24 protein-coding genes and 1 pseudogene are annotated in these 25,217 nt (G+C 46.3%); 11 read left to right on the top strand and 14 right to left on the bottom strand.

Features of this window, described 5'->3' with window-relative positions:
- Positions 1–114 precede the first annotated feature (114 nt).
- Positions 115–1,458 carry a lamin tail domain-containing protein gene (locus tag NC997_RS01270; RefSeq protein WP_190528722.1) on the top strand — a complete coding sequence of 448 codons (1,344 nt, stop codon included), beginning with the start codon at positions 115–117 and terminating at the stop codon, positions 1,456–1,458.
- A 52-nt stretch (positions 1,459–1,510) separates the two neighbouring features.
- Here the strand turns inward: NC997_RS01270 and NC997_RS01265 are convergent, their stop codons facing one another.
- Complete coding sequence (locus NC997_RS01265; protein ID WP_190528721.1) at positions 1,511–1,681, bottom strand: hypothetical protein; 171 nt, start codon at positions 1,679–1,681, stop codon at positions 1,511–1,513.
- Positions 1,682–1,754: 73 nt separating this feature from the next.
- Here NC997_RS01265 and NC997_RS01260 point away from each other — a divergent pair, with 73 nt between their 5' ends.
- The 3 genes from NC997_RS01260 (at position 1,755) to NC997_RS01250 (ending at position 4,355) form a co-directional block, all read left to right on the top strand.
- Entirely contained in the window at positions 1,755–2,990 is a 1,236-nt protein-coding gene (locus NC997_RS01260) for an LL-diaminopimelate aminotransferase (RefSeq protein ID WP_190528720.1), read from the top strand.
- 166 nt (positions 2,991–3,156) lie between these two features.
- Entirely contained in the window at positions 3,157–3,699 is a 543-nt protein-coding gene (locus NC997_RS01255; protein WP_190528718.1) for a Uma2 family endonuclease, read from the top strand.
- Positions 3,700–3,791: 92 nt separating this feature from the next.
- The gene (locus NC997_RS01250) at positions 3,792–4,355 is read left to right on the top strand and encodes a Uma2 family endonuclease (protein ID WP_190528716.1); all 564 of its coding nucleotides are present in this window, start codon (positions 3,792–3,794) and stop codon (positions 4,353–4,355) included.
- Between the two features lie 129 nt (positions 4,356–4,484).
- Here NC997_RS01250 and NC997_RS01245 read toward each other — a convergent pair whose 3' ends face one another.
- Positions 4,485–5,087 carry an EcsC family protein gene (locus tag NC997_RS01245; RefSeq protein ID WP_190528714.1) on the bottom strand — a complete coding sequence of 201 codons (603 nt, stop codon included), beginning with the start codon at positions 5,085–5,087 and terminating at the stop codon, positions 4,485–4,487.
- 248 nt (positions 5,088–5,335) lie between these two features.
- The gene (locus NC997_RS01240; protein ID WP_190412337.1) at positions 5,336–5,899 is read right to left on the bottom strand and encodes a Uma2 family endonuclease; all 564 of its coding nucleotides are present in this window, start codon (positions 5,897–5,899) and stop codon (positions 5,336–5,338) included.
- 249 nt (positions 5,900–6,148) lie between these two features.
- Between NC997_RS01240 and NC997_RS01235 the strand changes: the two genes are divergently transcribed.
- A complete protein-coding gene (locus tag NC997_RS01235) occupies positions 6,149–6,718 on the top strand; it encodes an HdeD family acid-resistance protein (RefSeq protein WP_190412336.1) in 570 nt (189 codons plus the stop codon).
- A 137-nt stretch (positions 6,719–6,855) separates the two neighbouring features.
- Here NC997_RS01235 and NC997_RS01230 read toward each other — a convergent pair whose 3' ends face one another.
- The 8 genes from NC997_RS01230 to NC997_RS01195 all read right to left on the bottom strand — a co-directional run bounded on the left by NC997_RS01230 (position 6,856) and on the right by NC997_RS01195 (position 14,832).
- The gene (locus NC997_RS01230) at positions 6,856–7,074 is read right to left on the bottom strand and encodes a hypothetical protein (protein ID WP_190434334.1); all 219 of its coding nucleotides are present in this window, start codon (positions 7,072–7,074) and stop codon (positions 6,856–6,858) included.
- Between the two features lie 101 nt (positions 7,075–7,175).
- Positions 7,176–7,958 (bottom strand): nickel pincer cofactor biosynthesis protein LarB, encoded by a 783-nt coding sequence (gene larB, locus NC997_RS01225; protein WP_190528712.1) that lies wholly within the window; start codon positions 7,956–7,958, stop codon positions 7,176–7,178.
- Between the two features lie 58 nt (positions 7,959–8,016).
- Entirely contained in the window at positions 8,017–9,771 is a 1,755-nt protein-coding gene (locus NC997_RS01220; protein ID WP_348257752.1) for an ABC transporter substrate-binding protein, read from the bottom strand.
- 76 nt (positions 9,772–9,847) lie between these two features.
- On the bottom strand, positions 9,848–11,647 hold the full coding sequence (locus NC997_RS01215) for an ABC transporter substrate-binding protein (RefSeq protein WP_190528708.1): 1,800 nt from the start codon (positions 11,645–11,647) through the stop codon (positions 9,848–9,850).
- A 31-nt stretch (positions 11,648–11,678) separates the two neighbouring features.
- Positions 11,679–12,278 carry a PIN domain-containing protein gene (locus NC997_RS01210; RefSeq protein WP_190428364.1) on the bottom strand — a complete coding sequence of 200 codons (600 nt, stop codon included), beginning with the start codon at positions 12,276–12,278 and terminating at the stop codon, positions 11,679–11,681.
- Positions 12,275–12,769, bottom strand: coding sequence for a type I restriction enzyme HsdR N-terminal domain-containing protein (locus NC997_RS01205; RefSeq protein WP_190528706.1), 495 nt, complete (start codon positions 12,767–12,769; stop codon positions 12,275–12,277). Before NC997_RS01205 ends, NC997_RS01210 begins: the two co-directional genes overlap by 4 nt.
- Before the next feature lie 104 nt (positions 12,770–12,873).
- Positions 12,874–13,359: a 2-C-methyl-D-erythritol 2,4-cyclodiphosphate synthase gene (gene ispF, locus NC997_RS01200; protein ID WP_190528704.1), complete on the bottom strand. Its 486-nt coding sequence runs from the start codon at positions 13,357–13,359 to the stop codon at positions 12,874–12,876.
- A gap of 204 nt (positions 13,360–13,563) precedes the next feature.
- The gene (locus NC997_RS01195) at positions 13,564–14,832 is read right to left on the bottom strand and encodes a DUF1517 domain-containing protein (protein ID WP_190528703.1); all 1,269 of its coding nucleotides are present in this window, start codon (positions 14,830–14,832) and stop codon (positions 13,564–13,566) included.
- A 409-nt stretch (positions 14,833–15,241) separates the two neighbouring features.
- Between NC997_RS01195 and NC997_RS01190 the strand changes: the two genes are divergently transcribed.
- From NC997_RS01190 to NC997_RS01180, 3 genes are read left to right on the top strand one after another with little or no spacing between them, the layout of a single operon-like run.
- Positions 15,242–16,408, top strand: a complete 1,167-nt coding sequence (locus tag NC997_RS01190; protein ID WP_190528702.1) for a tetratricopeptide repeat protein — start codon at positions 15,242–15,244, stop codon at positions 16,406–16,408.
- A gap of 40 nt (positions 16,409–16,448) precedes the next feature.
- Positions 16,449–17,582 (top strand): WG repeat-containing protein, encoded by a 1,134-nt coding sequence (locus NC997_RS01185; protein WP_190528701.1) that lies wholly within the window; start codon positions 16,449–16,451, stop codon positions 17,580–17,582.
- A 41-nt stretch (positions 17,583–17,623) separates the two neighbouring features.
- Positions 17,624–18,292, top strand: coding sequence for a hypothetical protein (locus NC997_RS01180; RefSeq protein WP_190528700.1), 669 nt, complete (start codon positions 17,624–17,626; stop codon positions 18,290–18,292).
- Here NC997_RS01180 and NC997_RS01175 read toward each other — a convergent pair.
- The 3 genes and pseudogenes from NC997_RS01175 to trmD all read right to left on the bottom strand — a co-directional run.
- Entirely contained in the window at positions 18,289–19,539 is a 1,251-nt protein-coding gene (locus NC997_RS01175) for a PQQ-binding-like beta-propeller repeat protein (protein ID WP_190528699.1), read from the bottom strand. The two genes, NC997_RS01180 and NC997_RS01175, sit on opposite strands and share 4 nt — an antisense overlap.
- A gap of 116 nt (positions 19,540–19,655) precedes the next feature.
- Positions 19,656–20,243 (bottom strand): DUF1517 domain-containing protein, encoded by a 588-nt coding sequence (locus NC997_RS01170; protein ID WP_242031435.1) that lies wholly within the window; start codon positions 20,241–20,243, stop codon positions 19,656–19,658.
- Between the two features lie 27 nt (positions 20,244–20,270).
- Positions 20,271–20,954 (bottom strand): annotated as a pseudogene (gene trmD, locus NC997_RS01165) (tRNA (guanosine(37)-N1)-methyltransferase TrmD); the annotation flags it as partial.
- Between the two features lie 140 nt (positions 20,955–21,094).
- Here trmD and NC997_RS01160 point away from each other — a divergent pair.
- From NC997_RS01160 to cphA, 3 genes are all read left to right on the top strand, one after another.
- Positions 21,095–21,283 carry a hypothetical protein gene (locus NC997_RS01160; protein WP_190429442.1) on the top strand — a complete coding sequence of 63 codons (189 nt, stop codon included), beginning with the start codon at positions 21,095–21,097 and terminating at the stop codon, positions 21,281–21,283.
- Positions 21,284–21,382: 99 nt separating this feature from the next.
- Complete coding sequence (locus NC997_RS01155) at positions 21,383–22,234, top strand: cyanophycinase (RefSeq protein WP_190528782.1); 852 nt, start codon at positions 21,383–21,385, stop codon at positions 22,232–22,234.
- 268 nt (positions 22,235–22,502) lie between these two features.
- A complete protein-coding gene (cphA, locus tag NC997_RS01150; protein ID WP_190528780.1) occupies positions 22,503–25,199 on the top strand; it encodes a cyanophycin synthetase in 2,697 nt (898 codons plus the stop codon).
- The last annotated feature ends 18 nt before the right edge of the window (positions 25,200–25,217 follow it).

Below are 25,217 nucleotides of genomic sequence, written 5' to 3'. Positions count from 1 at the left end.
TCAAGCATTCAAGTTTCGCATCAGTTGATATTTAGCCAAACTTTGGAAAAAGTTTGGCTAATAACTAATGACCAATGACTCTGACTCATAACTTTTTACATAGGAGACACATTCATGATTGACATCTATCAAAGAATATGGGAAAGCGACAAAAACGGGTGTTCTGTTAGCCCTCGTCAGGATGTTGACAGTTGGGAAAACCCGCAGGCAGACATTCTCTTGGACGTGCAGGTGCAGGCAGAGGGTAAGCGTAACATCGACCTAGCTACCCGACCTTTGTTTCATAAGGTGAACGAAGAAAAGTTCGATTTGCCTACCTATGCCAGTTTTATCAAGTTATTGAACAACTACGTGGCAAATTACCGTACCCAGGAGATCGTAAATGAAGAAGAAAAAAGAGAAATAGATAATTTTATTGATACAGTTTTGCCTACAGAACCAATTAAAATCGCACGCGAATATATCAATAAAGAGCTAGGCGAAAACCTTTCAGAACAACAATTCCGAACCAAACTGCAACAAATCTGGTTTGAATTATTCACCAATTACTATAAAGGCAAGTCAACTCATTTCTGCTCAGGTTTTGAACACGTTTTTGTCGGAGAAGCCAAATTTGACGCTAACTTCAGAATTACCAGAGATAGAACACCAACTCTGGGCGAAATTTCCGGCTATCACTCCTGGATAAAATTTTATAAGGACGAGAAAGTTCGGGATGTCAACTTCCTTGGTTATAAATTTGATTTGCAAGGCAACCAAGGCCCTGACAATCCTAATGTTGTCACTTTACAGATGTTATGGAATCTTACCGACATGAATGGTAAGGTGATTGCTCAGTTGTTCAAGAAGAAAGGCGGATTCTTTGTTGGGCCGAGTCCTGAGTGTGAAATTGCGATGGGAACAGTCGCCTACTACGAAAGCATTCACAACAAGTTTAAAAAAGACGATCGGCGATTTACTACTATTAACGGCGCTAATTACAATATAGTGCTGTATCGGAGTATTACTCAAGAGGGCAGTCGTGGAGAATTCATTCGCTCGTTCTACCCAGAATTTCTCGGCAGTGACGGTAAACAAGAACCGGAAATTGATGATACGGTAGTTGTGCCAGTAGATGAAATCAAAAATGACGGTGCCGTCCTCATCGTAGCAGCGTTACCTAATCCACAAGGTGCCGATGGCGCAAGGGATGAGTGGGTTGAATTAAAGAATGTAACTAACGAATCAATTGACTTGACGGGTTGGGAAATGCGGGATAAATCTGCTCGACCTGAGCCACTCAGAGGCACCCTGGCACCTAACGAAATCAAGCGCTTTTTTGTCAGTCGGTCAAGTCCTAATTCGATGCAACTTACCAACAAAGCTGGATTTATTTCTGTATTCAATCAACAGTTCGACCTAGTGGCAGCAGTCAACTATTCGCGTGCCAACAATGGTGAAATTTTACGCTTTGACTGAAGGAAAACCGATTAGCAATTCAGGTAGATATCTAGACAATTGAGTAATCTACTTAGCCCAAACACCACGATTCCCTGGCAGCAATGTCGGGGATTTCTTGTAGTGTCAAGATTTGAGTAAAGCGATCGCACTTGTCTTTACGTGCAGATAGAAAATTTAAATGTCTGCTCGTGGTGGAATCTTTGGTAGAAGATTGATGAGAGAAAGGATAGGCGAGCTGCATAAAGACAACATCTTGGAGTCGTTAACGCGACAAATGGCAGTAAGCTATTTTACGGCGTTCGTGGCGATTCAACATGGCAACGATTAACGATAACTACCTCAAACTCAAAGCTGGCTACCTGTTTCCCGAAATTGCGCGACGGGTGAATGCCTTCGCAGAGGCAAATGCTGACGCAAAAATTATACGGCTGGGGATTGGCGATGTCACCGAACCCCTACCAGAAGCGTGTCGCACGGCGATGATTAAAGCCGTTGAAGATATGGGCGATCGCGGTTCCTTCAAAGGCTATGGCCCAGAGCAGGGTTATGCTTGGTTGCGGGAGAAAATTGCGGCGCATGACTTCCAGGCGCGTGGATGCGAGGTTGATGCTTCCGAAATCTTCATCTCTGACGGTTCTAAGTGCGACACGGGTAACATTCTCGATATCTTTGGCGACGATAACGCGATCGCTGTCACCGATCCGGTTTATCCCGTGTATGTAGACACCAACGTGATGGCGGGACACACTGGCGCTGCTAACGATAAAGGCGAGTTTGGCGGCTTGGTGTACATACCTATCACCGCAGAGAACAATTTCACCGCCGAGATTCCTTCGCAGAAAGTTGACTTAATTTATCTCTGCTTCCCCAATAATCCTACGGGAGCAACTGCCACAAAGGAACACCTGAAAGCGTGGGTAGACTATGCGAAAGCTCATGGCTCGATCATTTTCTTCGATGCGGCTTACGAAGCATTTATAACCGATCCAGCACTTCCCCATTCAATTTACGAGATTGAAGGTGCAAGAGATTGTGCGATCGAGTTTCGCTCGTTTTCCAAGAATGCAGGCTTTACCGGAACCCGCTGTGCGTTGACGGTTGTGCCGAAAACCCTTAAAGCCAAAGCCGCCGATGGTTCCGATGTGGAACTGTGGAAGCTGTGGAACCGCCGCCAGTCTACCAAGTTTAATGGCGTGTCCTACATCGTGCAACGCGGAGCAGAGGCGGTTTACTCCGAGGAAGGACAAGCGCAAACTAAGGCTCTAGTTAGCTTCTACATGGAAAACGCCAAAATTATCCGCGAACAACTGACAGCAGCCGGATTAGCGGTTTATGGTGGCGTAAATGCGCCTTACGTTTGGGTGAAAACGCCCAATGGTTTATCAAGTTGGGATTTCTTCGATAAGTTGCTGCAAACCTGCAATGTTGTCGGTACTCCTGGTTCTGGTTTCGGTGCTGCGGGTGAAGGTTACTTCCGCATTTCGGCATTTAATAGCCGAGAAAATGTGAATGAGGCAATGAAGCGGATTACCGAGAAGTTTAAAGTGTAGGCAAGAGAAGCCGCGCTTGTGGGGCATAAGTTACGCGATCGCTTTTGAGCATCAATTCTCGCTGCCTTGGTTAAACTCAATCTATAAGTCTCAAAGGTTGCGGTGGGCAATACCTATCGCAACCCTAGCTTTAACCGCTAAGTAACAAGCAATCTTACGAATCTTGATGGCTACCACTACCCAACGGCTCACACTGCAAGACTTCCTGAAGCTGCCGAATATTGAGGAGTCGCCAGCTTGGGAGTTAATGGACGGACAAATAAATCAAAAATCTATGCCCACAGCTTTCCACAGCATCTTGCAGAAACGGCTGACGGCTGCAATTGACCAAGCGGATTCACCCTATGAAGCTTTTCCAGAGCTACGCTGCATCTTAAGTAGTAATTCTGTTGTTCCTGATATTACCGTTATTCACCAAGACCGAGTCCCTTCTGAGAATATCGCTGTTGAAGGTGCCCCTGATTGGATGATTGAGATTCTCTCACCCGATCAAAGCACCACTAAATTGATTGCTAAAATTCAAACTTGCCTGCAAGAAGGAACTCAATTAGGGTGGCTTATCGATCCGACAGAACGAGTGATTATTGTGCTGTGGTCAGATGCTCGGATGGCATTGCTGAGAGATAGCGATCGCTTGCCTGTCCCCCAAGATATCCCATTAGAATTGACAGTTGAGCACGTATTTGGCTGGTTACGGCGGGTAAGTTGAGGATAGGTAACGATCAGTCTCAATGGTTTTGGTAGGTAAGGCTCACCCTGCGTAGCTATATTTGCATTCAGCATAAATGGGAGTAACCTCAAATGGTACAAACACCCGCTAAACCTCTTACTTTAGAAGAGTTTTTGGCTCTACCAGAAACTGAACCCGCCAGCGAGTACGTTGATAGTCAGATTATTCAAAAGCCAATGCCGCAGGGAGAACATAGTACGCTCCAAGGTGAACTAATTATTGCTGTTAATGCTGTTGTTAAGCCCCAAAAACTTGCACGAGCATTTCCAGAACTGCGGTGTACGTTTGGTGGACGGTCAATCGTACCAGATGTAGCAGTATTTACCTGGGAGAGAATTCCCCGCAAGGAAAATGGCGGTGTAGCAAATGTATTTCAAGTAGCTCCTGATTGGATAATTGAAATCTTATCTCCAGACCAAAGTGCTACGAAAGTCACAAAAAAAATCCTGCATTCTCTCAGATATGAAACACAAATGGGTTGGCTAATTGACCCAAACGAACAAACTATATTTGTTTATCAACCCAAGCAAGAACCAGAGGTGTTTGACGAGCCAGAACAGCAACTTCCCGTCCCTTCATTTGCTAGCGAACTCCGCTTGACGGTAGGCGAAATATTTGGCTGGCTGTTAGAATAACTGATTATGGGAGTCTATTCTATAGACTACTGCCGTATTTCAAAATTTCACAGTTGGAAAATGTAGAAGGGGCAATGAAGGGAATTACAGAATAATTTAGCCCCAAGCGTGCTCGTTATCTGTCCAATGTTAGCAAAATACTCTCTTGGCACTTTGCCCACAAGCATTAACAAATCCCGCGTCAAAAGTAGCTCCGACAATTCCGCCAATTATAGGTACGAATTTCATAAGGTTAATCACTCCCTTCTCTCCAGCTTTTGTAATTAACCGGAATCCAACTTTTTTGTTAATTTCAATTAGAACTTTTCCAGGAATCTGATTAATTATATTTTTAGCAACTTTAGTTCCTATCGCGATACCTGCTGTACGTAGAACTTCTTCTCCAGCTTCCCCGATCAAAGATAGCAGTACCATAGTCCTTACTTGATCCGAGTTGATATCGTACCCAGGAAGTTTTGCAATTGCAGCAGTATTTGCTCCTAATGCATAAGATATCGCTAAACTAGCTGGGATACTTAATGGTAATGTAGCAATTCCTCCTAAGCCAGTTATAAATCCTGTTCCAGCAGCAGAAGTAGTACGCCATGCAATTACAGAGTTAATTGCATCTTCTACACTACTAGCTTTTGCTAAGTGATTTTGTGCTACTTGTTCTGCGGAAGGAAGAAAACCGAAGCCTTTAATTCTAATATTGGCAATCCATTGCAGGAGCTGCTCTATTTCTGAATTCATACTATTTTTATTTTTGAGTTAATTCTTGTTGCACATAGTGTATTTTAAAGGTAAACTCTTAGACCACCGTAATATTACCGAGGTTGATTTCTTGATAACTGGTCAACATTCATAATTCATAGAAAAGGAAGGCAAACAGCGGACTCTCACAATATTCAAGTGGATACCGATGTTATGCAGTGAGTCTTGAATGGAGTTAGCGGCAAATTCGATAAGTGCGAGCGCTTCCGCACGACAAACCTAACCGTTTAACTTCTCATTCTTAACCAGTCAAAAATTTGCTCTGCGGTCAATTCCAGGTCAATGCCGTCTAAAACAGCTAAGCGATCGCTTCCTTGACATAATTCTGGTTGTTGGTTAGGTAGGAAAATTAGTACAGAGCGATCGCTCGGATCGATTAGCCATCCAAGCCGGGAACCATGCTTGAGACAGTGCAAAATATTACCCGTTACTCGATTTGAACTTTGTTCTGGAGATAAAATCTCAATCGTCCAATCTGGAGCAATTAATACATCATCTACAGGTTCGCCGTCATCATCAAATTCAATTCGGTTCCAGCGAAGAACGGCAATATCAGGAACAACTGACCGTCCTCCAAATGTACACCGTAGTTCCGGAAAAGCATAGGCAATCCGCTGTTCCTCAACAACGTCATTGATTGTACCCGTTAACTTTCCCTGAACCCTGGAGTGGCGAGTTTTAGGCATTGGTTTCTGAATCACCTCACCATTGATATACTCTTTGGCAGGCTTGGTCTCTGGGAGTTTCAAAAACTCTTCTAAGGTGAGGGATTTAGAGGGTATTTGTACCATTGCGGCAGCCTCCAAGAGCAGAATCAGACAAGCTTTACCTTTTATTCTAGGTTTCCCATCAAGTCTAAAGTACCAGAGGAGCCAGAATAAGCGATCGCTCTCACAAATTCATGGAAAAATGCGATCGCAAACTATATCAGGGGGTAGAGCTTGGTGTGGCGGGGTGGTCTACCTTAAGGTTCTATCCAGTTCATGAGAAATTTCTTAGCCTGAACATATAGCCCACTCGTGCATAGAAAAAAAATTTGTATGACAACCGACGTTTCTACTGACATCAACAAGAACAAAGGTATTAATGGATCGCTCTTGACGGGCGCTCTTTTGATTATTCTGGGGATAGTTGCGATCGCTGTACCGAATGTCTCGACAATTGTCGCTGAGACTTGGATTGCTTTGATCCTAGCTAGCGCGGGAGCGACCAAGGCGGTCTATGCCTTTCAAACTCGCGAGCAAGGCGGTTTCATTTGGAAACTCCTGTTGAGCGCCCTCTACATTGCCACAGGCGTGATGCTATTTTTCTACCCCTTAACAGGTGTCTTGACGCTGACTCTGTTGCTAGGTAGCTTTTTGCTGACAGAAGGTGTATTCAACCTGATCCTGGCATTCCGGGTGCGTCCGCAACAGAATTGGACATGGGTATTGACAGACGGCATCATTACGCTAGTGTTGGGCGCAATGATTTGGTTCCAGTGGCCCTTCAATGCCCCTTGGTTGATTGGAACGCTAGTAGGTGTCAGCGTTCTGTTTACAGGAGTTTCGCGCGTGATGCTATCGCTGAATAAGCGTTCTGCCTTGAATGAATCTAACCAAGCTGCTTAAGTTTCAAGCGCTGTGGTCTGGTGTAAGGCGGGTAATCTCTTAAGCAAATTGCCCGCAAGTTCCCTAGAAGCGATCGCATCCTGATGGCGATCGCTTTTATCTCAGGAAAAGTGCGATCGCGTCCTTAATTAAAATAATTACTCAAGCGAATCCTGATACAAAGTTTGCAATAAATTTTCTAACTTCTCTTCAGGACAGCACTCAATCAACGCTTCAAAAACTTCTAACAATTTTGCAGCACTTTCTCCCAAAGTGGGACTCAATCCCCAAACATCTTGTACCCAATCTTTAGGACGTTCATCTTCAAAAATTAAGCGTTCTAGAAGTTGCTTTGATTCTGTCTTGGAGGTAGGCATCGGGTTTCGCTGATGGGTAAAAATATCATCAAAATCTCTCCATCATTAAACAGCATATAAGTGATTTGCTCGCCCGCATAGCATGAGCGGGCAGTACCAATCTACTGCTCAGATGATTTCAGTTTGTGCGCCGTTCTCAAAATTTGTCCAGCTAAGATAGCCGCACCGAAGCCATTATCAATATTCACTACGCCCACCCCTGCTGCACAAGAGTTTAGCATTGTCAGGAGTGGCGCAAGTCCGCCGAAACTCGCACCATAGCCGACACTGGTGGGAACTGCAATCACGGGACAATCAGCCAAACCAGCGACGACGCTGGGTAAAGCACCTTCCATCCCGGCAACGACGATTAGCACATTCGCCGATTCAATGACGTGACGGTTACTTAACAGGCGGTGGATACCCGCGACGCCGACATCCCAGAGGCGCTGCACCTGGAAGCCACAAAGTTCTGCTGTAACCGCTGCTTCCTCAGCGACGGATAAATCGGCAGTACCGGCACAGAGGATGGCAATTGTGCCCGAATACTGGGGTTCTAGAGTGGCAGGAGAAATGGCACAGATTCGCGCCGAAGCGTAATATTGGAGACCTGCCACTTTTTCCTGCAACTGGGCATAGACTGCCGGTTCAATCCGCGTTGCCATGACGACAGGGTTGCGCGATCGCATCGCCTCCATAATCCCCGCAATCTGTTCGGGTGTTTTTCCTGGCCCCCAAATCACCTCTGGAAAACCCGTTCGCAAGGTGCGGTGATGGTCAATTTTGGCAAAATCGCCCACGGGTTCAAAGGCAAAATGCTTGAGTTTTTCTAACGCCGCTTCTGGGCTAACGTCACCAGCGGCAACCGCTGCTAATAAGGATTGCAAAGCTTCAGGTTGAGTCACGACTTTAAATTAAGGATAGAAAATGCAAAAACAAGAATTGGCGATGTAAATTTTGCCGTTAATCGGTTACTTTCAGCTCATAAACATTCCAGAGGGCACCGCCGAGAGAAGAGTATTTGATGCCGGTAACGCGATCGCGCACGGCTGACATTGACAGCGGGTTGACTAGATAAATCATCGGCAAATATTCCTGCGTAATCCGCTGCGTTTCGGCATAGATAGCTTTGCGCTTGATCTCATCCAATTCTTGGGCAGCTTTAATGTACAGATGCCCAATTTCCGCCTCCCAAGCAGCCACCTCTCGACCCTGAATCGGCTTTGACCCCGATACGGCATCCTGATTGAAGCTGTGTAATCCGCCATCTGGCAACCAGACATTCGCACCATTATGGGGTTCAATGCCCCCGGTAAAGCCGAGCAAATAACATTCCCAATCTAAAGTGTTTGCGAGTTTATCTACAAGCGTGTTGAAGGCAATTGGGGTAAAATCTACTTGAATGCCAATTTTGCTCAAACTTTGCTTAATTTGCGCTCCCAGTGACACGCGGGTTTGATTTTCAGCATTCGTTATTAATGTAAACTGCACCCGATTTCCATCAGCGTCTAACAACTGACCTTGATTATTATATTTAAACCCTGCGCTTAATAGTAATTTCTTAGATTTTTCGGGATTATATTCGTATACTTTCAGACCTTCTGCCGAAGTTATATAGTAAGAGCTTTGTACAGAAATTGGTGAATTTTGCATTTCACCCAGACCGCGCAAAGTGTTGTTAATCATCGCTTGCCGATCGATGGCATAAGCAACCGCTTGTCTGAATGATAGATTATTGAACCAGCGAGATTTAACTGGATCGATCAAAGGGCGTCCGTTCCGGCGTCCTTTATTTAGATTAAAAGAAATAAAAGTCGTGCCCGATCGCGGTCCACCTGTATAAACTGTAAATTTTCCGCGCTTTTCTTCTTGCTTTAAAAGTGGAAAATCTTCTGGACGCAATCGCCCCCACCCGTCAGTCGTATCTAAACCATTAGAGCGGAACTGAAGCAGCTGAGTATCCATATTTTCCGTAATTTGCCACACGATCCGATCGATGTAAGGCAACTGATTGCCTTGTACATCTCGTCGCCAGTAATACGGGTTACGCCGAAATACGACCCGTTCGCTAGTGGTGTAACTTTCTATTTTATAAGGGCCATTAACAATTATTTCCGCTGGATTGGTATCCACTCCCCAGATAGACATCAACCTGGGTTTTCCCTCTGAGTTTTTCGACTTTACCGCGTCCTCAAGGGCGTGTTTTGGCAAAATCACGATCGCATCGTTTTTTGAGCCAGTTGTAGTTCGCAAAAAAGGAGCAAACGGTTCTGGCAGAATAAATTCAACCCGCCGTGCATCTAGCTTTCTGACTTGCGGAAAAGCACCAGATGTGCCAATTTTTAGGCTATCTCTGGCATCGGTAAGAATCTCTTTATTAAGAACCACATCTTCATACGTGAAGACAACATCATCCGCTGTCAGTGGCTGACCATCCGACCATTTCAATCCTTCTCGGAGGGTAAAAACGATTCGCCGTTTATCCTCTGATATTTCCCAAGATTCAGCTAATGCAGGCTCAATTTCACCCGTAACGCTATTTTCAGACGTTAATCCTTCGTAAGTGAATAGAAAAACATGGGGAAATTCTTGATTAAGTACCCAATTAAAAGTTTTGGGATCGCTTAATGTAGCTGTCACCAACTGGGATACTTTCTCAGATGCCTGCGTTTTGAGTAAAGTCGGGTGACAGCCGAATAAAGCAAAAGGAAAAAGCAAAAAGTAAAAAGATAGAAAAAGAGGAAGCAGGAAATTACTCTTTTCCTTCCCTTTACCTAATTGTTTTTTGCCTTGTTTACGGAATGTTTTTGTTTTCTGCGACTTTGAGTTCATAAAGATTCCAGAAGGCTCCACCAAGGGCAGAGAATTTAACGCCCTGAACGCGATCGCGCACTGCCTCCATTGAAAGCGGATTTACCAGATAAATAAAGGGTAAATTTTCCTGGGTAATGCGTTGGCTTTCGACATATATTTCTCGCCGCTTACTTTCATCAAGTTCGCTGGCACCTTTAATGTAAAGGTTTTCGATTGCCAATTCCCAGTCATCAACCTCCCAACCCTTCAGCGGAGGTTCTCCAGCTTGCGGTCCTAGGTTAAAAGTGTGTAAACCCCCTTTAGTTGTCCAAGTGTTTGCCCCACCATTTGGCTCAATGCCGCCACCGCCAATTTTGCCAATATAGCTATCCCATTTCCGTTGGGTATAAACTTTTTCAATCAACGTATTGAAGTTAATCGCATTAAAGTCTACCTGAATCCCAACTGCGCCAAGGTCTTCTTTAATCTGAGCACCGATAGCCTCCCGCAGCTTATTCCCTGAATTGGTCAGCATACTAAAACGAACTCGATTGCCATCTGCATCGAAAAGTTGACCCTGTGGGTTATATTTAAATCCAGCTTTTCGCAGCAATTCTTTCGCCTTTTCTGGATTATAGTCGTAGACTTTGAGACCTTGCTCTGGGGATAAATAGTAAGGACTTTGCTTATAAATCGGTGAGTTTTGCGGTTCTCCCAGCCCTCGATAGAGATTGTTCAGCATTTTCTGACGGTCGATGGCGTGAGCAACCGCTTGGCGAAACTCAAGCTTATTGAACCAGCGAGACTTAATTGGGTCTACGAGGGGCTGATTTTGAGAATTTTTGGCTTTATTTAAATTGAAAACCAAAAAAGTCGTGCTGAGTTCTGGGCCACCCGTGTAAATTTTAAATTTTCCCCGATTTTCTTCTTGCTTAAGGAGAGAATAATATTCCGGCGCGATCCCCAGAGTATCTAAACCGCCAGAACGATATTGGATAAAAGATGTGTCGGTATTTTCGACAATTTGCCAGACAATACGATCGATGTATGGCTGTTGATTACCCTGAGTATCCTTGCGCCAGTAATAGGGATTTCGTCGAAATGTCACCCGCTCGCTAGTTTGATAGTTTTCTAGCTGATACATTCCATTGACAATAATTTTTTTGGGATCGGTGTCGATTCCCCAGCTAGACAGAAACTTGGGTTTTCCATCTGAATCTGTAGTGACAATGGATTCTCGCAGCGCATGAGCAGGTAAAATTGCAAGTCCGGTGTAGCGCAAAAACGGGGCAAAAGGTTCTGGAACTGTAAATTCAACCCGTCGTTCATCAAGTTTACGGACAGTGGGCAGCAGGCGATCTTTGCCAATCTTTAGAATGTCTCTAATATCAGTAGGAATTTTTTCGTTGAAATAGAGTTCATTGTAAGTAAAGATGACATCATCAACGGTCAGTGGTTGACCATCAGACCATTTCAAGCCCTCCCGCATGGTAAAAACAATTCGCTTTTTGTCTGGGGCGACTTCCCAAGATTCAGCTAAGGCGGGTTCAAGTTCACCATTGCCGTTTTCAGTAATTAACCCTTCGTAAATTAAGCTAAAAACGTTGGGTGATTCTTGACTTAGAACATAGTTAAAAGTTTTGGGATCTTGCAGAATACTGTCCACCAACTGCGGCACCTGAGCGGCTTTTGTATTGAATTGATTCAGGCTACAGCTATGGAGCGCGATCGCGCTTATCATCGCCAGCATGACAGCGAACAAACGACGCCAGATTAGGGGAATAGTAGCAGATAATTTCATAATGATTGTCTGTACGAGTATTAATTAAAACTTACTGAGACTCTAACCAACCGAGGAAATCCTGTGTGCGGCTAAAATATTTATCCGCGCCAGCATCACGCAAAGCGGCTTGAACTTCCGGCGGATTAAATTCTTTAACATTGGCGCTGAGGAACACTTTCCTATCTGTGGTATGCAGCCGTGCATGATTAAGAATGCAGTGCAAAATCAAGTTATCCGTTGGGTCTTTGTTGATAAAACGTGTATCTAAGCTTGCCTGAAGCATATCGCCAGTTAAGGGAATTATCTCTGCCTTGGTGTTGAGACGATCGAGGGCTTGGAAAAGACGAGTTTCGACATCGTTTAGTAGCGCCTCATTCTCAATCAGCGACTGTTCTAAATGTGAAAGGAGAGACTGGGCGTGGGATGAGGTGACATCTCGTCGTAACTGGCTGATTTGAATATTCAGTTCATTCATAAAACGATTGCGGCGCTTTACTTCATCCTCTAATGCAGAGAGAGCTTCCATACAGCAAATGCTTGGTATCGCTATCTGGACTGATGCGGTCGGATTCTCTAGCAAAGTATTCGCTTGGGAGTCGCGTCCTGTGGCAATGCTCATCAGGAAATTAGTCTCAACGTAAAGTATCACCAAGAAGCGCCACCTTCAAAGTAAGTCTCTGCATCTTCCAGCGCCTGCAACAAACCGATATCTGCCAATTCCTCTGATGCTGGCGGCTTTTCCGATTTCCAGTGATAAGCTAAGTCGCGCACCCAAGCTTGCACGAGCGTCGCCAAGTATCGCTCAAAGATCCGTTTGCTGCTAAATTCGGGGTCGTAATGATTAAGTATGGCTGCCGTTTTCAGTTCGCTAATGGGTTCCGATAAATTAGCACCGTCCCATTGAAAAATCTCGATGTTTTCAATATCAGCCAGCATAGCGAAGGGAATTTTCACGTTTGCAGCTTGCAACTGAGATTTGAGTTGTGCAAGCGCCGATAGATTAGCTTTACTACTTTGGGGTTGAGTAGCTTTGACTTCAACTAATAGAACGGTTTGCCCTTCACGACTGCGGACAATAATATCAGGACGATAATGCAAAGAGCGATCGCCCTGAGCAAGTTCAAATCTTCCAGCTTCCATTGCCTTAATGCTCCCAGCGTGTTGAGAGTCTCTGTCTTATCCGTTTCTCGTTCATTCCTATCCTAGACATTTTCAACCTTTTGACTCGATAGCTTTGAGCCAAGTTAATCAGAAGCTACCAGTAAGGCTACAGCATAAGCTGCGATTCCCTCTTCGCGCCCAACTGAGTCTAACTTTTCATTTGTAGTGGCTTTGATGCCTACTTGATCGGGTTTTAATTCTAGGACATCGGATAAGCGATCGCGCATCTTATCAATATGCGGCTTCAGTTTCGGACGTTCCGCCACAACTACTGAGTCAATATTCTCAATTTGCCAACCTCGTTCCCGAATTAGCTGATGCACCTGCTTGAGCAGTTCCAGACTATCAGCCCCTGCCCACTGGGGATCTGTCGGGGGAAAATAATGACCAATATCGCCTAAACTCAGGGCACCGAGCATCGCATCCATAATCGCATGAGTCAGCACATCGGCATCGCTGTGCCCCAGCAATCCTAATTCATGCTCAATCTTCACTCCTCCCAGAATTAAAGGACGCCCAGTAACTAAGCGGTGAATATCGTAACCGTTTCCGATGCGAATCTTAGCCATTTATCCGTTTTCAGCAAAATTTCAACAACAATACTTGGCTTGGCGACTCGAAGCCGCAGCTACACAAACGAAGTCCGCGCAACGCGAGACTATAAAATTATTTCGGCTTGAAGCCTGGGTCGGCAGGCTTTGTTTGTATAGCCCCAAACTTACAGTCTGAGGGCATTGAAGGACTTTTGCAAGCGGTAGGACTAAACGCTGCGGCTATATCTGTGCCATCTCCGTGTATTCAGTTAATAGCTCATCGTAGGTAAGGCTATCGGTTTCCGCTTGGGGACTCCATAGCAGTTCAAACACCATCAGGTAGTCAGGGGAGATGGACGCTACTTTCTCTAAAGCTGACTTCAAAGCTTCAGCGGTGCGAATTTCTTCAAATAACGGCTTGTCATCCGCTGTTCCGACGAGCAACGTGACCACAATATAAGCTGCTGGGCCATCATCCAAGTCAGGCATCGCGGGTTTTTGTTGTCTGACTCTACCACCCACATTTGTAAGGGTTTCCGCACTAAATTTGCTGCGTTCTTGTATAGAAACTTGGTTGAAAATTGCCTCGGCGTCCTCTCGACTTTTCACCGTCTGCGAACTCGCTAGAACATGAGTCCAATTTTCGGGCGAGCGCAATAACGCTAAAGCTGATTCTTGTAGTAGCTGCATCAACCCTTCAGAAGTATCTGTATCTACATTCAGGCTCAGTTCCGTCAGCTGAGATTGTATGCTTCGAGCTTGAGCCAGCAACGCCACCTGTATCTTGCTGACCGTAACCGTATCATTCTCTAGCTCATGAGCCGCACTCCCACCCTTCTTCTTCAAAAAGATAAAATAAGCCCAAAGCCCAATACTCCCAACTGCCAACAACATCAATAAGAAAAGCCAAGGAAAGTCACTCGATGAGTTACTAGCGGTGGAAGAATAGCCAGAATTGGTTGGTACTTGAGCAGGAACAGAATTTGCCGTTCCCGGCGCAGTTTGAGGGTAAGTTGATTGATTCGCAGGAACGTTATTGGGATAATAATTCGGCGGAACGGTGTTGGGATAGGTATAGACGGGCGGCGGTGCAACAGGAACCGGCACGATGACAGTGCTTCCCGGTTGTCTATAGTAAGGTTCATTCCAAGACGAGTTCGGACGCGTCGGTTGAGTTCTCACTGAGGACGGTAGGGGAGTGGTTCTTTGAAAAGAGCCGCCGCCTGCTCGTCCACCTGTATTGCCCCCGCTCGACTGCGACGGTGTAGAGTATCTGGGAGAGGAGCTACTACCGCTACTGGAGCGACTGGGACTGGAACTAGAACGCGACGGTGAAGAGCGAAAAGAGCCGCCACCGCTTCGTCCACCACTACTTCTAGCCTCGGCTTCATTGCCAATCTTCAGCCCGGTTTCTTGATTGCCAATGGGCAGATGAATATTCACACTGTTGACTACCGTGAAACTCAGGACTGTAGCCCAAAGCAACTGAAGTTTTACGTTTCGTAGCATTTTCGCAGTTCCATTCTTCTCCTCCACGCTAGCTTTTCCTTGCCGCTATTGTCGAGGTGATAAGGTTGCAGTCAATCTGCTGATATCTTTACATTAATTCATTAAAAGAAGATTTTAGAATTAATTTAGGTTTGGAGTGCTAGATTAATGGCTAGATATCAGAATTCTGGGTGAGTGGACACTTACAATAAAGCGGAGATTATTATGTGAATAAAACCCGGCGGCAAAATTTTCACTGAGTCGAGAAAAAGCTCACGCTTAGGAAAAATAAATTATTTTTTAGTTTAGTTCATTGAAATCAAAGAATACTTAATAATCTATTAAATTTATACGTCAAAAACAATTTTCACCTATTATCTTACCAATTCCTGATAATCGGATTAGAGTCAGTAAATATTAAAAAATAATTATGATTTTTAAAATCAAGCAACCTCGGAAAATTTTTATTTTCTCTATTCTTGGTTTGGGTCTAGCGGTAGGAGCTTACTACGGCTGGTTTTTTCTCAGAGACTACCAGACCTTGAGGCAGGTGCAAGCAGATCAAAAAAAGATTGCTGCCTATCGCCAAAAGACTCAAGCGATGCCTACAGATCCTCAAGCCTTTCTTAACCTTGGCAATGCCTACATGACATTCTGGGAAAGTTCAGGTAAAGGCATTCGGATCGCTAGCCAGTTACAACAACAATCTTTGGCATGGGAGTGGCTATTCACCAAACCGAAGATGCTCAGCGAAGCTGTAATAGCTTATAACAAAGCTCTACAACTTGACCCAACGTTGGTTGATGCCCACTTTGGTCTGTGTTTTGCGTTAGTGGAACAAGGAGAAAGTGCAAAAGCGATCGCACCTTGTCGCAAAGCCGCTGAACAGCAACCCACAAAAGCTAAGAGTCATCTATGGTTGGGGCTTGCTCTCACTTACGAACGTCAATGGGACGAAGCAGAGGCAAGTTTTCGCAAAACTCTTGAGCTAGAACCGAAGAATGACGATGCATACTACCACTTAGGTAACGTCTTGCTGGTAAAAGAAAAAACAAATGAGGCAGTCGCAGCTTATCGTCAATCGATTGAATTAGACCCCAATGCCAACCTGACGTACCTGCGTTTAGGTGACGCTTTTACTGTACAGAAAAAACCAGAAGAAGCCATTGCTGCCTACAAAAAATCAATTCAGGTTGTACCTAATTATCATCTGCCTTACGAAGGGCTGGGGTGGATACTGGCTGAGCAAAACCGATTAGATGAGGCGAGCGCGGCTTACCGCAAAGCGATTGAACTCTATCCTTCCTATACAGATGCTTATCAAGGGTTGGGACAGGTTCTAGTTAAACAAAACAAATTAGATGAGGCAGTTGCTACTTACCGTAAAGGGATTGAATGGAAATCTAAAAAGAAAGATAAAAATGGTGACATCTATTACCTTTTGGGAATAGCTTTGATGAAACAGAAAAAGTTACCGGAAGCGATCGCAGCTTTTAAGCAAGGTCTAAAACTCAGCCCTAACGATGCAGATGCGCGTCAGAGTATGCAACAGGCAGAGAAACAATTAGCATCTACTCAAGGGAAAAAACAGCGATAATTCTTCAATCCATCATCTGCAACGTTGAGAGATTTTGCTCGTGAACAAAAAATCCATACATTCCTTAAGTGCAGCTGTCCTATCTGGTGGATTCTTGCTACTGGCTATAAGTCTGTGTCCTCAAACTCAAAAAGCTTCCGCCGATGTAACAGATGAGCAGATGTTTGTAACCAAAGCAACTCTGAATCTGGCGATCGCTCCTCAGTTTGATGATGTCTACCCATTTTCTGATGGGCTGGCTAAGGTTGAAAAAGAGGGCAAAAAAGGCTTTATCGACAAAACTGGTAAGTTCATCATTCCTCCCAAATTTAGGATTGGACCTGACAATGGCGAAGGAGAGGAAGCACCTGATATTGTTGGCTCGTTTTCTGAGGGACTGGTAGATGTGCAACTGGGCGGTTTTACTGGCAAATGTGGCTATTTCAGTAAAACAGGTAAAGTTGTCATCCCGTTACAGTTTGAGCGTTGTAGTGGATTTTCCGAAGGGCTGGCAGCCGTCCGGCAGGGTGGCAAAACTGGCTACATTGACAAAACTGGCAAGTTTATCATTCCTCCTCAGTTTGATTCCCAGATTTTACCCGCTATGCCTTTTTCTGAGGGATTGGCAGAGGTTCAGCAGGGCAAGAAATGGGGCTTTATTAATAAAACTGGCAAGTTTATTGTTCCACCCAAATTTGAGGCGACAGTCGCATATTCTCAGGGTTTAGCAGCCGTCAGACAAGTCAAGAAATGTGGCTATATTGACAGTAAAGGTAAGGTTGCTATCCCACTCCAGTTTAATGACTGTACTCCTTTTTCTGAAGGATTAGCTGCTGTCCAAAAACAGGGAAAATGGGGCTATGTTGATAAAGCAGGAAAGATGATTATCTCTCCTCAGTTTGACCAAGCGATAAATTTCTCTGAAGGACTGGCAGCCATCAATCAGGCGGGTAAATGGGGTTACATCGGTAAAACAGGGAAAATCCTTATTTCACCGCAGTTTGAAGAGACAGACCAATTTGTTCAGGGGCTGGCACCGGCTGCTCAGGGTGGTAAATGGGGTTTTATTGATAAAACTGGCAAGTTTATGATTACCCCTCAATTTGATGTAGCGACGAAGTTTTCTGAAGGTCTGGCAGCTGTTTATCAGGACGGCAAATGGGGGTTTGTCGCCAATAATCTGCCCTTAAAATAAGCCACATTTGACAGAATAAATGACTTAAAGAGTGATTGAGCGTGACGATAGACAAATCTTTGGCATGGAAGAAACTTTTGTGGCAATGGTTAGTTGCCTGTGTCGTGGCTAAACTGCTGCAAATCATTGTGGACGGAGTTGCCGGAGCGGTTGCATCAGCGACAGGGGGAGGATTCACTGGAGGTAGCACTAGCCTTTTGTTGATCCTCATCGTATTTAGATTGATCGGCGGTGCTTTAGGTGGAACTGCTCAATGGCTGGTTTTAAGGCAGTGGCTCCCATCTATTCGCTCCTGGGTGCTGGCAACCAGTTTGGGAAGTGCGATCGCCCTAGCGGTAATCAACGGGCTGTGGGCAGCGACACTCATGCCCCCAGCTTCCGGCTTGATAGGTGGCATGATGCCCCCCATGTCTGTGCTGCCTCAGTTTTTGTTTGATGGTACCTACGGCATCTTGCTGGGGGTAGCTCAGTGGCTAGTGCTGAGAACAAAAGTGCCGCAAGCAGGTTGGTGGGTACTGGTCAGTGGTGTTGGCGCGATCGCAAGTAGTATCGGTATCGATGTGCTGCAAAGGTTTGTCGGCCCGATGGGGATTGATGTCAGCCAGAGTGCTTGGAATCCATTCTTTTGGGCGATCGCAGCTGTCAGCGTTGTGCTTTACGCTGCGATCTCAGGCGGGTTTCTGGTCTGGAGTTTGCGTCAGCGGTTCTAGCGAGTAGAAAAGGACTGCACAACACTCTGGACATTGTTTTCTAGCCCGTTACTGCTTAAGAACAAGCGATCGCCATTCAGAACAAATCGATAAATATGGCTTTCACGGAGTGTCGGGGTGTGCCAAAGCACCTGTCCGCTTGTGGCATCGAAGGCATTCACCCGACTATGGTTCTTTGCTGAACCATAGAAACCAAGAGCTCTGACACCTTCGATTTCCATATCAGCCGTGTAAATAATATTGTCCGCCAGAGCGATGGGTCTGGGTTCTTGCCGATCCTGGCGAGATAAGGTAAATTGCCGAAGCATAGCCCCAGTCTGCCGATCCAAAACGACAAATCGCGTACTCGTCTTGACATCACCATCCCAGATGAAGACTTCGCGATCACTCGCTAGCTTGGCTTCACCGCCCCGCATCGTATGAGTCCAGCGTTCCTTGCCCGTTTTTAAATCGAGTGCCTTGACCCAACCAGGTTCCTTTCCTGTACGGTCTTTGCTATACACTGCCGGATATACAGTGTCTCCTAAAACTGTGACATCCGTTAGCTCAGCTGAGGTGTTCCAAGTCCAGAGGACTTTGCCTGTAGCGGCATCCAATCCGGTGAGTTGGTATCCTCTTTGCGGTGTACTGGGATTAACTAAGATGGGCAAAAACACTACCCCATTTTGAACCACAGGCGATTTGGAGTCCACACTCTCAAAGGTAGAAACCATACTGTCTTTGGGGGTGACAAACTTCCAGAGCAGTTTATCTGGAGTACGGGCAGAAATTTCGTTGCGATCGCTCTCTACTCCCTGTCTGACATAGCTGTTGAGAATGAAGGCTCCCTGAGATACTCCAATCATTCCCGCAAAGTCTGAATTGTCAAGTGGCAATACTGCTTTTGTCTTGCCTGTGTTGGCATCAAGCGTCACCAGGTTTTTGGGATCGTTAACTAGTGGCAGTAGCCCGAAATCGCTGGCATAGATAGTATTACCCTCTATAGCAAACACCCTGCCAATCGGCTGCTGGCTCCGCCATTGCACCTTCCCGGTTGCCGGATCGAGTGATTGAAGTGCTGAGGGCTTTGTATTCCCCGTTGGCACCAGCAATCGGTTCTGTGTTGCGATTGGTGCCGTACTAGCGTGTAGGTTTATTGACCACACAGGCTGACGAGTCGATGCCGCACTAATGGCAGAAGCGATCGCGTGGTAGCCCAGCACCAGCACTACACCTACCAGTACATATTTGAAAAGCTTTTTTAACACCGGGACGACTCCACTTCAACCTGAGAAAATCATAATTTGGAACAAACTAAACCCGGCTGATTTTCCCCATAATTTAAGCTTTTTAGCCTGCAAGCAGTCAGTTGTAAAACTTGAGATTAAGCGATCGCTATCAGGTCACGGTACTCGCTCAAAAGCTCCTCTTGAGTAAGTGCATCAGTTTCTACCTGAGGACTCCAGAGTAGTTCAAACACCATTAGATAGTCGAGGCTGATGGCTGTAACTTTCTCTAAAGCAAGCTTTACAGTATGTGCAGAATTGAGGTTTTCAAATAATGGCTGATCGTCAGCCGTGCCGATTAGCAATGTTACGACGATGTATGCAGGTTGTTCTTCATCTGGATCGAGTTCAACTTGTTGCTGGGTAACTTTGCCATCTACGTTAGAGAGGGTTTCAGCCGTAAATTTGCTACGTTCTTGTAACGAAAGTTTGTTGAAGACTGTTTCAGCTTCCTCCCGACTAGAAACTGTCTGTGAACTCCCCAACACATGAGTCCAGCATTCGGAATTTTCTAGCAGTGCTTGCACAGATGCTTGTAGTAGCTGCATCAACCCTTCCTGGGTTTGAGTATTAGCCGTAAGACTTAATTCAGACAATTTTGATTGAATCGTACCCGCTTGGGCTGTTAGCGCGATTTGTAGTTGGCTAATGGTGACGATATCATTTTCAAGCTCATTCTGATTCATGGTTTTTGGTTTTTGGTTGGAACTGGAATCTTGCAACCAAGCAGCAAATAAATCGGGACGGCGATCGCGCGTTCTCTCGATTTGTCTGTCTCGCCGCCAGCGTTCAATCTCCGCATGATTCCCCGATAGTAAAACATCCGGCACCTTCCACCCGCGAAAGTCAGCAGGACGGGTGTATTGAGGATAATCTAACAACCCCGCCTCGAAACTTTCTGCTTTTAAAGACTCTTCCTTCCCCACCGTTCCCGGTAGTAGGCGAATGGTGCCGTTGAGTAGTGCCAGCGCCGGGATTTCTCCACAAGTCAAGACAAAATCCCCTAAAGATACCTCCCGTGTCACCAAATTCAGCACCCGCTCATCGACACCTTCATAATGACCGCAAATAATTACCAATTGGTCATAATTGGCTGCCAATTCTCGAAACAGCGGTTGCTTCATCGGTTCTCCCTGCGGCGTCATCAGGATCGTCTCGCGTCTGGCTAGAACTGGCAGTGACTCCACAGCACCAAATATCGGCTCTGGCTTCATCAACATCCCTACTCCGCCGCCGTAAGGCTCATCATCCACTCGGCGGTGTTTATCGGTGGCAAAGTTACGGGGATCGATCAGATGCACAGAAGCAATCTGTTTGGCTAAAGCTTTCCCTAACAGTCCCGAACTCAGAGGAGAGGAGAAAAAATCTGGAAAAAGAGTAACAATATCAAATCGCACAGCAGAAGTCGGTGATAGTTAAGTAGTAGGTTGATTTTACCCATTCCCTACGAATTCCTACCGATTACCCACTACCCGGTATCCCTAATCGCAAGATAATGTTAAATATTTTATAAAAAAAGTTGACTCGATCTGGCATTATGCATATAGGATTAAGCCCAAAAGCGACAAGCTATGGGCGATCTGTAACGTTTGTTACTCAACAACCTAGAAAAACAATTAAATTGTTTGGTGATGTTGATGGAACGCCTGCCAGAAAGATTGATAAGGAAATTGAGACGATTGACAAGCGTGAAAAGAGAGATTGTCCTGGTGAGCAAGGGGGTTAGAGGGAGTTGAGCAAGAACCATGCATCAGGATAAATTGGCATTCCTATCAACTGGCAGAACGATAGTATTCGATATCACCCTATGCTCAAGAGCAACATGATGCTGCAGTTAGAACCTCAATCCTTAGTACAGAGGATGCCCCAATCAACGAAAACCGCCATCATGGTGATCGGCGGTGCGGAAGACAAAGTTCACGGACGAGAGATATTACAAACCTTTTTTAATCGTGCTGGCTCGACAGATGCCTGTATTGCGATTATTCCGTCAGCATCCAGAGAACCTGCGGTGATTGGCGATCGCTACCTCACCATCTTTCAAGAAATGGGTGCGAAAGTAGTGAAAGTGTTAGATATCCGCGAACGGGAGCAGAGTTACGATCCCTTGATGCAGGAGTACATTGAAGAGTGTACAGGGGTTTTCATGACTGGAGGCGATCAACTGCGACTCTGTGGACTGCTTGGCGAGACGCCATTTATGGAAAGAGTCCGATACCGCGCGCAACTGGGAGAGATTACGCTGGCAGGAACCAGTGCAGGAGCGGCGGTGATGGGACATCATATGATTGCGGGAGGCGGTAGCGGCGAGTCTCCCAATCGTTCCCTAGTCGATATGACGCTAGGGTTAGGGATTTTACCGGATGTGATCGTAGATCAACACTTTCACAATCGCAATCGCATGGCGCGTCTGATTAGTGCGATTTCGGCTCATCCAGACAAATTAGGGATTGGGATTGACGAAGATACTTGCGCCTTAGTGGAAGCGGATGGTCTTTTACAGGTAGTCGGCAAAGGCACCGTGTCTATCGTCGATCCTGGGGAGATATCTCACACGAATCAATCTTTAGTGGGAGCAACCGATCCGATTAGTATTTTCAATCTACGGTTGCATATTCTTAGTTATGGTGATCGCTACCATTTACAGCAGCGAGTCATCCTGCTACCCGATGGCTGATGAGTGAATATTACTAGCGGTACTTCAATTCCAAATTTAAAACTTGTCATGATTGCCTTTTTGGCAAAAAACTGTTCGTGGAGAACAGTCTAGTGACTTTTTAAAGCTGGAAACTAGGGAATTGCTTAAAGTAGCAGCGGATTCAGTAAGGGCGAAGCCTTTCTGGCAAAGTTTTCTCTTAAAAGCAGCAGATGTGAAATCGCTTGCATCTTCGTCCCTACCCGCGATTCGACAGCCCACATCCTCTGAATCACCCGCAAAAGTAGCCATGAGAATTTTAAAAATCCAGACATTACGGGGTCCCAACTACTGGAGTATTCGACGGCAAAAATTGGTCGTCATGCGCCTAGATTTAGAAGAACTTGCAGAAAAGCCATCCAATCAGATTCCTGGCTTCTACGAGGGATTAATCCAGGTGCTGCCAAGTCTGGAAGAACACTTCTGTTCCCCTGGCTGTCGAGGTGGTTTCTTGAGCCGAGTCAAAGAAGGCACGATGATGGGACACATCATCGAACACGTTGCCCTAGAACTCCAGGAACTCGCTGGGATGCCATCTGGCTTTGGTCGTACCCGCGAAACAGCCACCCCAGGCATTTACCAGGTGGTCATTGAGTACCACGATGAACAAGCCGGTCGCTATGCCTCCAGAGCCGCCGTGCGCCTTTGTCAGAGTATTGTAGACACCGGCACCTACTCCGCTCAGGAGTTAGCACAGGATCTCAAAGACCTGAGGGATTTCGCACGGGCTGCTGCCCTCGGTCCCAGCACCGAAACCATTGTCAAAGAAGCCGAAGCGCGGGGAATTCCCTGGATGCCTTTAAGCGTTCGCGCCATGATTCAGATAGGGTATGGCGTCTACCAGAAGCGGATGCAGGCGACTTTGAGCAACCACTCTAGCATTTTGGGTGTCGAACTTGCCTCCGACAAAGAAGGCACCAAAAAAATGTTGCGCCAAGCCGGGGTGCCGGTTCCGCGCGGCACGGTAATTCACTACCTGGACGAACTTGAAGACGCCATTCAAGAGGTGGGGGGATATCCAATCGTCCTCAAGCCCCTCGACGGCAACCACGGACGGGGCATTACTATCAATATCACCGACTTCCAACAAGCAGAAGAAGCCTATGATGCTGCCAAGAGTGCTTCTAAAACTCGCTCGGTGATTGTTGAACGCTACTATACTGGAAGCGACCACCGAGTATTGGTGGTCAACGGCAAATTGGTGGCAGTTGCGGAACGAGTCCCCGCCCATGTGGTAGGAGATGGCACATCCAGCATCGAGCAATTGATTGAGCTAACCAATAGCGATCCCCATCGGGGTGAAGGGCACGATAACATCCTCACCAAAATTGAAGTAGATCGCACCACCTTCACGCTGTTGCAACGGCAGGGGTATACCCTGGAGACCGTGCTACCCGCCGGAGAGATTTGTTATCTGCGGGCAACCGCCAACCTCAGCACTGGCGGGATTGCTGTTGACCGGACTGACGAGATCCATCCCGAAAATATCTGGCTTTGCGAACGAGTCGCCAAGATTATCGGGTTGGATATTGCTGGAATTGATGTGGTGACATCCGATATCAGCAAACCCTTGCGAGAAATGGATGGGGTGATTGTTGAGGTGAACGCCGCCCCCGGATTCCGGATGCACGTTTGTCCCAGCCAGGGTTTGCCGCGAAATGTAGCTGCCCCAGTGCTAGATATGCTCTTTCCGCCTGGAGCGCCCACTCGCGTTCCCATCATTTCCATTACTGGCACCAACGGTAAAACAACAACGACTCGTCTAATTGCCCACATCTTCAAGCAGACGGGGAAAACGATTGGCTACACTACCACCGATGGCACTTACATTGGGGATTATATGGTGGAACCGGGGGATAACACCGGCCCTCAAAGTGCCCAGCTGATTCTTTCAGATCCCACGGTAGAAGTGGCGGTGCTAGAAACGGCGCGGGGGGGGATTCTCCGCTCTGGTTTAGCCTTCAGTGCCTCTGATGTGGGTGTCGTCTTAAACGTGGCTGCCGACCACCTGGGAATTGGCGATATTGAAACGATCGAAGATATGGCTCATCTCAAGAGCGTCGTGGTGGAATCGGTGATGCCAGAAGGCTATGCCGTCCTGAACGCCGACGATCCCTTGGTAGCAGCGATGGCGCGGCGGGTGCAAGGACAAGTAGCTTATTTCACCATGAATCCAGAAAATGAGCTGGTGCGAGAACATACCCGTCGGGGCGGTTTGGCAGCGGCTTATGAAAATGGCTATTTGTCGATTTTGAAGGGAGATTGGGTACTACGGATTGAACAAGCGGTGAATGTGCCGCTGACGATGGGGGCACGGGCACCTTTTCAGATTGCCAACGCGCTAGCGGCGAGTTTGGCGGCTTTTGCGGAAGGGGTGAAGATTGAGGAAATTCGTCAGGGCTTAAATACGTTCCGCGCTTCAACCGCTCAGACACCAGGACGGATGAATATGTTCGAGATGGGCAAATATAATGCTCTGATCGATTATGCTCACAATGCAGCCAGCTATGAGGCGTTAGGTGGTTTTGTCCGCAACTGGCCTGGTGAGAGAATTGGTGTGGTAGGTGGCCCTGGCGATCGCCGCGACGAAGATTTCATCACGCTGGGCATACTCTCGGCTAATATGTTTGACCGCATCATCATCAAGGAAGATGATGATACGCGGGGGCGTCCTCGCGGTGAGGCAGCTGCCTTAATCTCTCAGGGAATTCAGCAAGAAAAGCCAGATTGCCGGTATGAAACCATTCTGGATGAGACAACCGCCATAAATACGGCGCTGGATCAAGCACCAGAAGGCAGTTTGGTGGTCATTTTGCCAGAAAGCGTCACCCGTGCGATTAGCTTAATTGAGGCGCGTCGTCCTCAAGGGGAAAACGGACATCAGCCGGTTGCACCGTCGATAGAAAATCAAAATAGCTTGAAGGCGTCTGTAGCACAGACCCTTTAAACGCTCATCAGTTATGTA

Origin of the sequence: Trichocoleus sp. DQ-A2 (genome assembly GCF_039961915.1) — a bacterium.
Taxonomy (GTDB): domain Bacteria; phylum Cyanobacteriota; class Cyanobacteriia; order Cyanobacteriales; family FACHB-T130; genus FACHB-T130.
This window is presented reverse-complemented; position numbering and strand designations above follow the sequence as displayed.

Coding starts and splice junctions, on each gene's coding strand:
- NC997_RS01270 (WP_190528722.1), top strand. CDS start 115: ATGATTGACATCTATCAAAGAATATGGGAAAGCGACAAAAACGGGTGT.
- NC997_RS01265 (WP_190528721.1), bottom strand. CDS start 1,681: ATGCAGCTCGCCTATCCTTTCTCTCATCAATCTTCTACCAAAGATTCC.
- NC997_RS01260 (WP_190528720.1), top strand. CDS start 1,755: ATGGCAACGATTAACGATAACTACCTCAAACTCAAAGCTGGCTACCTG.
- NC997_RS01255 (WP_190528718.1), top strand. CDS start 3,157: ATGGCTACCACTACCCAACGGCTCACACTGCAAGACTTCCTGAAGCTG.
- NC997_RS01250 (WP_190528716.1), top strand. CDS start 3,792: ATGGTACAAACACCCGCTAAACCTCTTACTTTAGAAGAGTTTTTGGCT.
- NC997_RS01245 (WP_190528714.1), bottom strand. CDS start 5,087: ATGAATTCAGAAATAGAGCAGCTCCTGCAATGGATTGCCAATATTAGA.
- NC997_RS01240 (WP_190412337.1), bottom strand. CDS start 5,899: ATGGTACAAATACCCTCTAAATCCCTCACCTTAGAAGAGTTTTTGAAA.
- NC997_RS01235 (WP_190412336.1), top strand. CDS start 6,149: ATGACAACCGACGTTTCTACTGACATCAACAAGAACAAAGGTATTAAT.
- NC997_RS01230 (WP_190434334.1), bottom strand. CDS start 7,074: ATGCCTACCTCCAAGACAGAATCAAAGCAACTTCTAGAACGCTTAATT.
- NC997_RS01215 (WP_190528708.1), bottom strand. CDS start 11,647: ATGAAATTATCTGCTACTATTCCCCTAATCTGGCGTCGTTTGTTCGCT.
- NC997_RS01205 (WP_190528706.1), bottom strand. CDS start 12,769: ATGGAAGCTGGAAGATTTGAACTTGCTCAGGGCGATCGCTCTTTGCAT.
- ispF (WP_190528704.1), bottom strand. CDS start 13,359: ATGGCTAAGATTCGCATCGGAAACGGTTACGATATTCACCGCTTAGTT.
- NC997_RS01195 (WP_190528703.1), bottom strand. CDS start 14,832: ATGCTACGAAACGTAAAACTTCAGTTGCTTTGGGCTACAGTCCTGAGT.
- NC997_RS01190 (WP_190528702.1), top strand. CDS start 15,242: ATGATTTTTAAAATCAAGCAACCTCGGAAAATTTTTATTTTCTCTATT.
- NC997_RS01170 (WP_242031435.1), bottom strand. CDS start 20,243: ATGAATCAGAATGAGCTTGAAAATGATATCGTCACCATTAGCCAACTA.
- NC997_RS01160 (WP_190429442.1), top strand. CDS start 21,095: ATGCATATAGGATTAAGCCCAAAAGCGACAAGCTATGGGCGATCTGTA.
- NC997_RS01155 (WP_190528782.1), top strand. CDS start 21,383: ATGCTGCAGTTAGAACCTCAATCCTTAGTACAGAGGATGCCCCAATCA.
- cphA (WP_190528780.1), top strand. CDS start 22,503: ATGAGAATTTTAAAAATCCAGACATTACGGGGTCCCAACTACTGGAGT.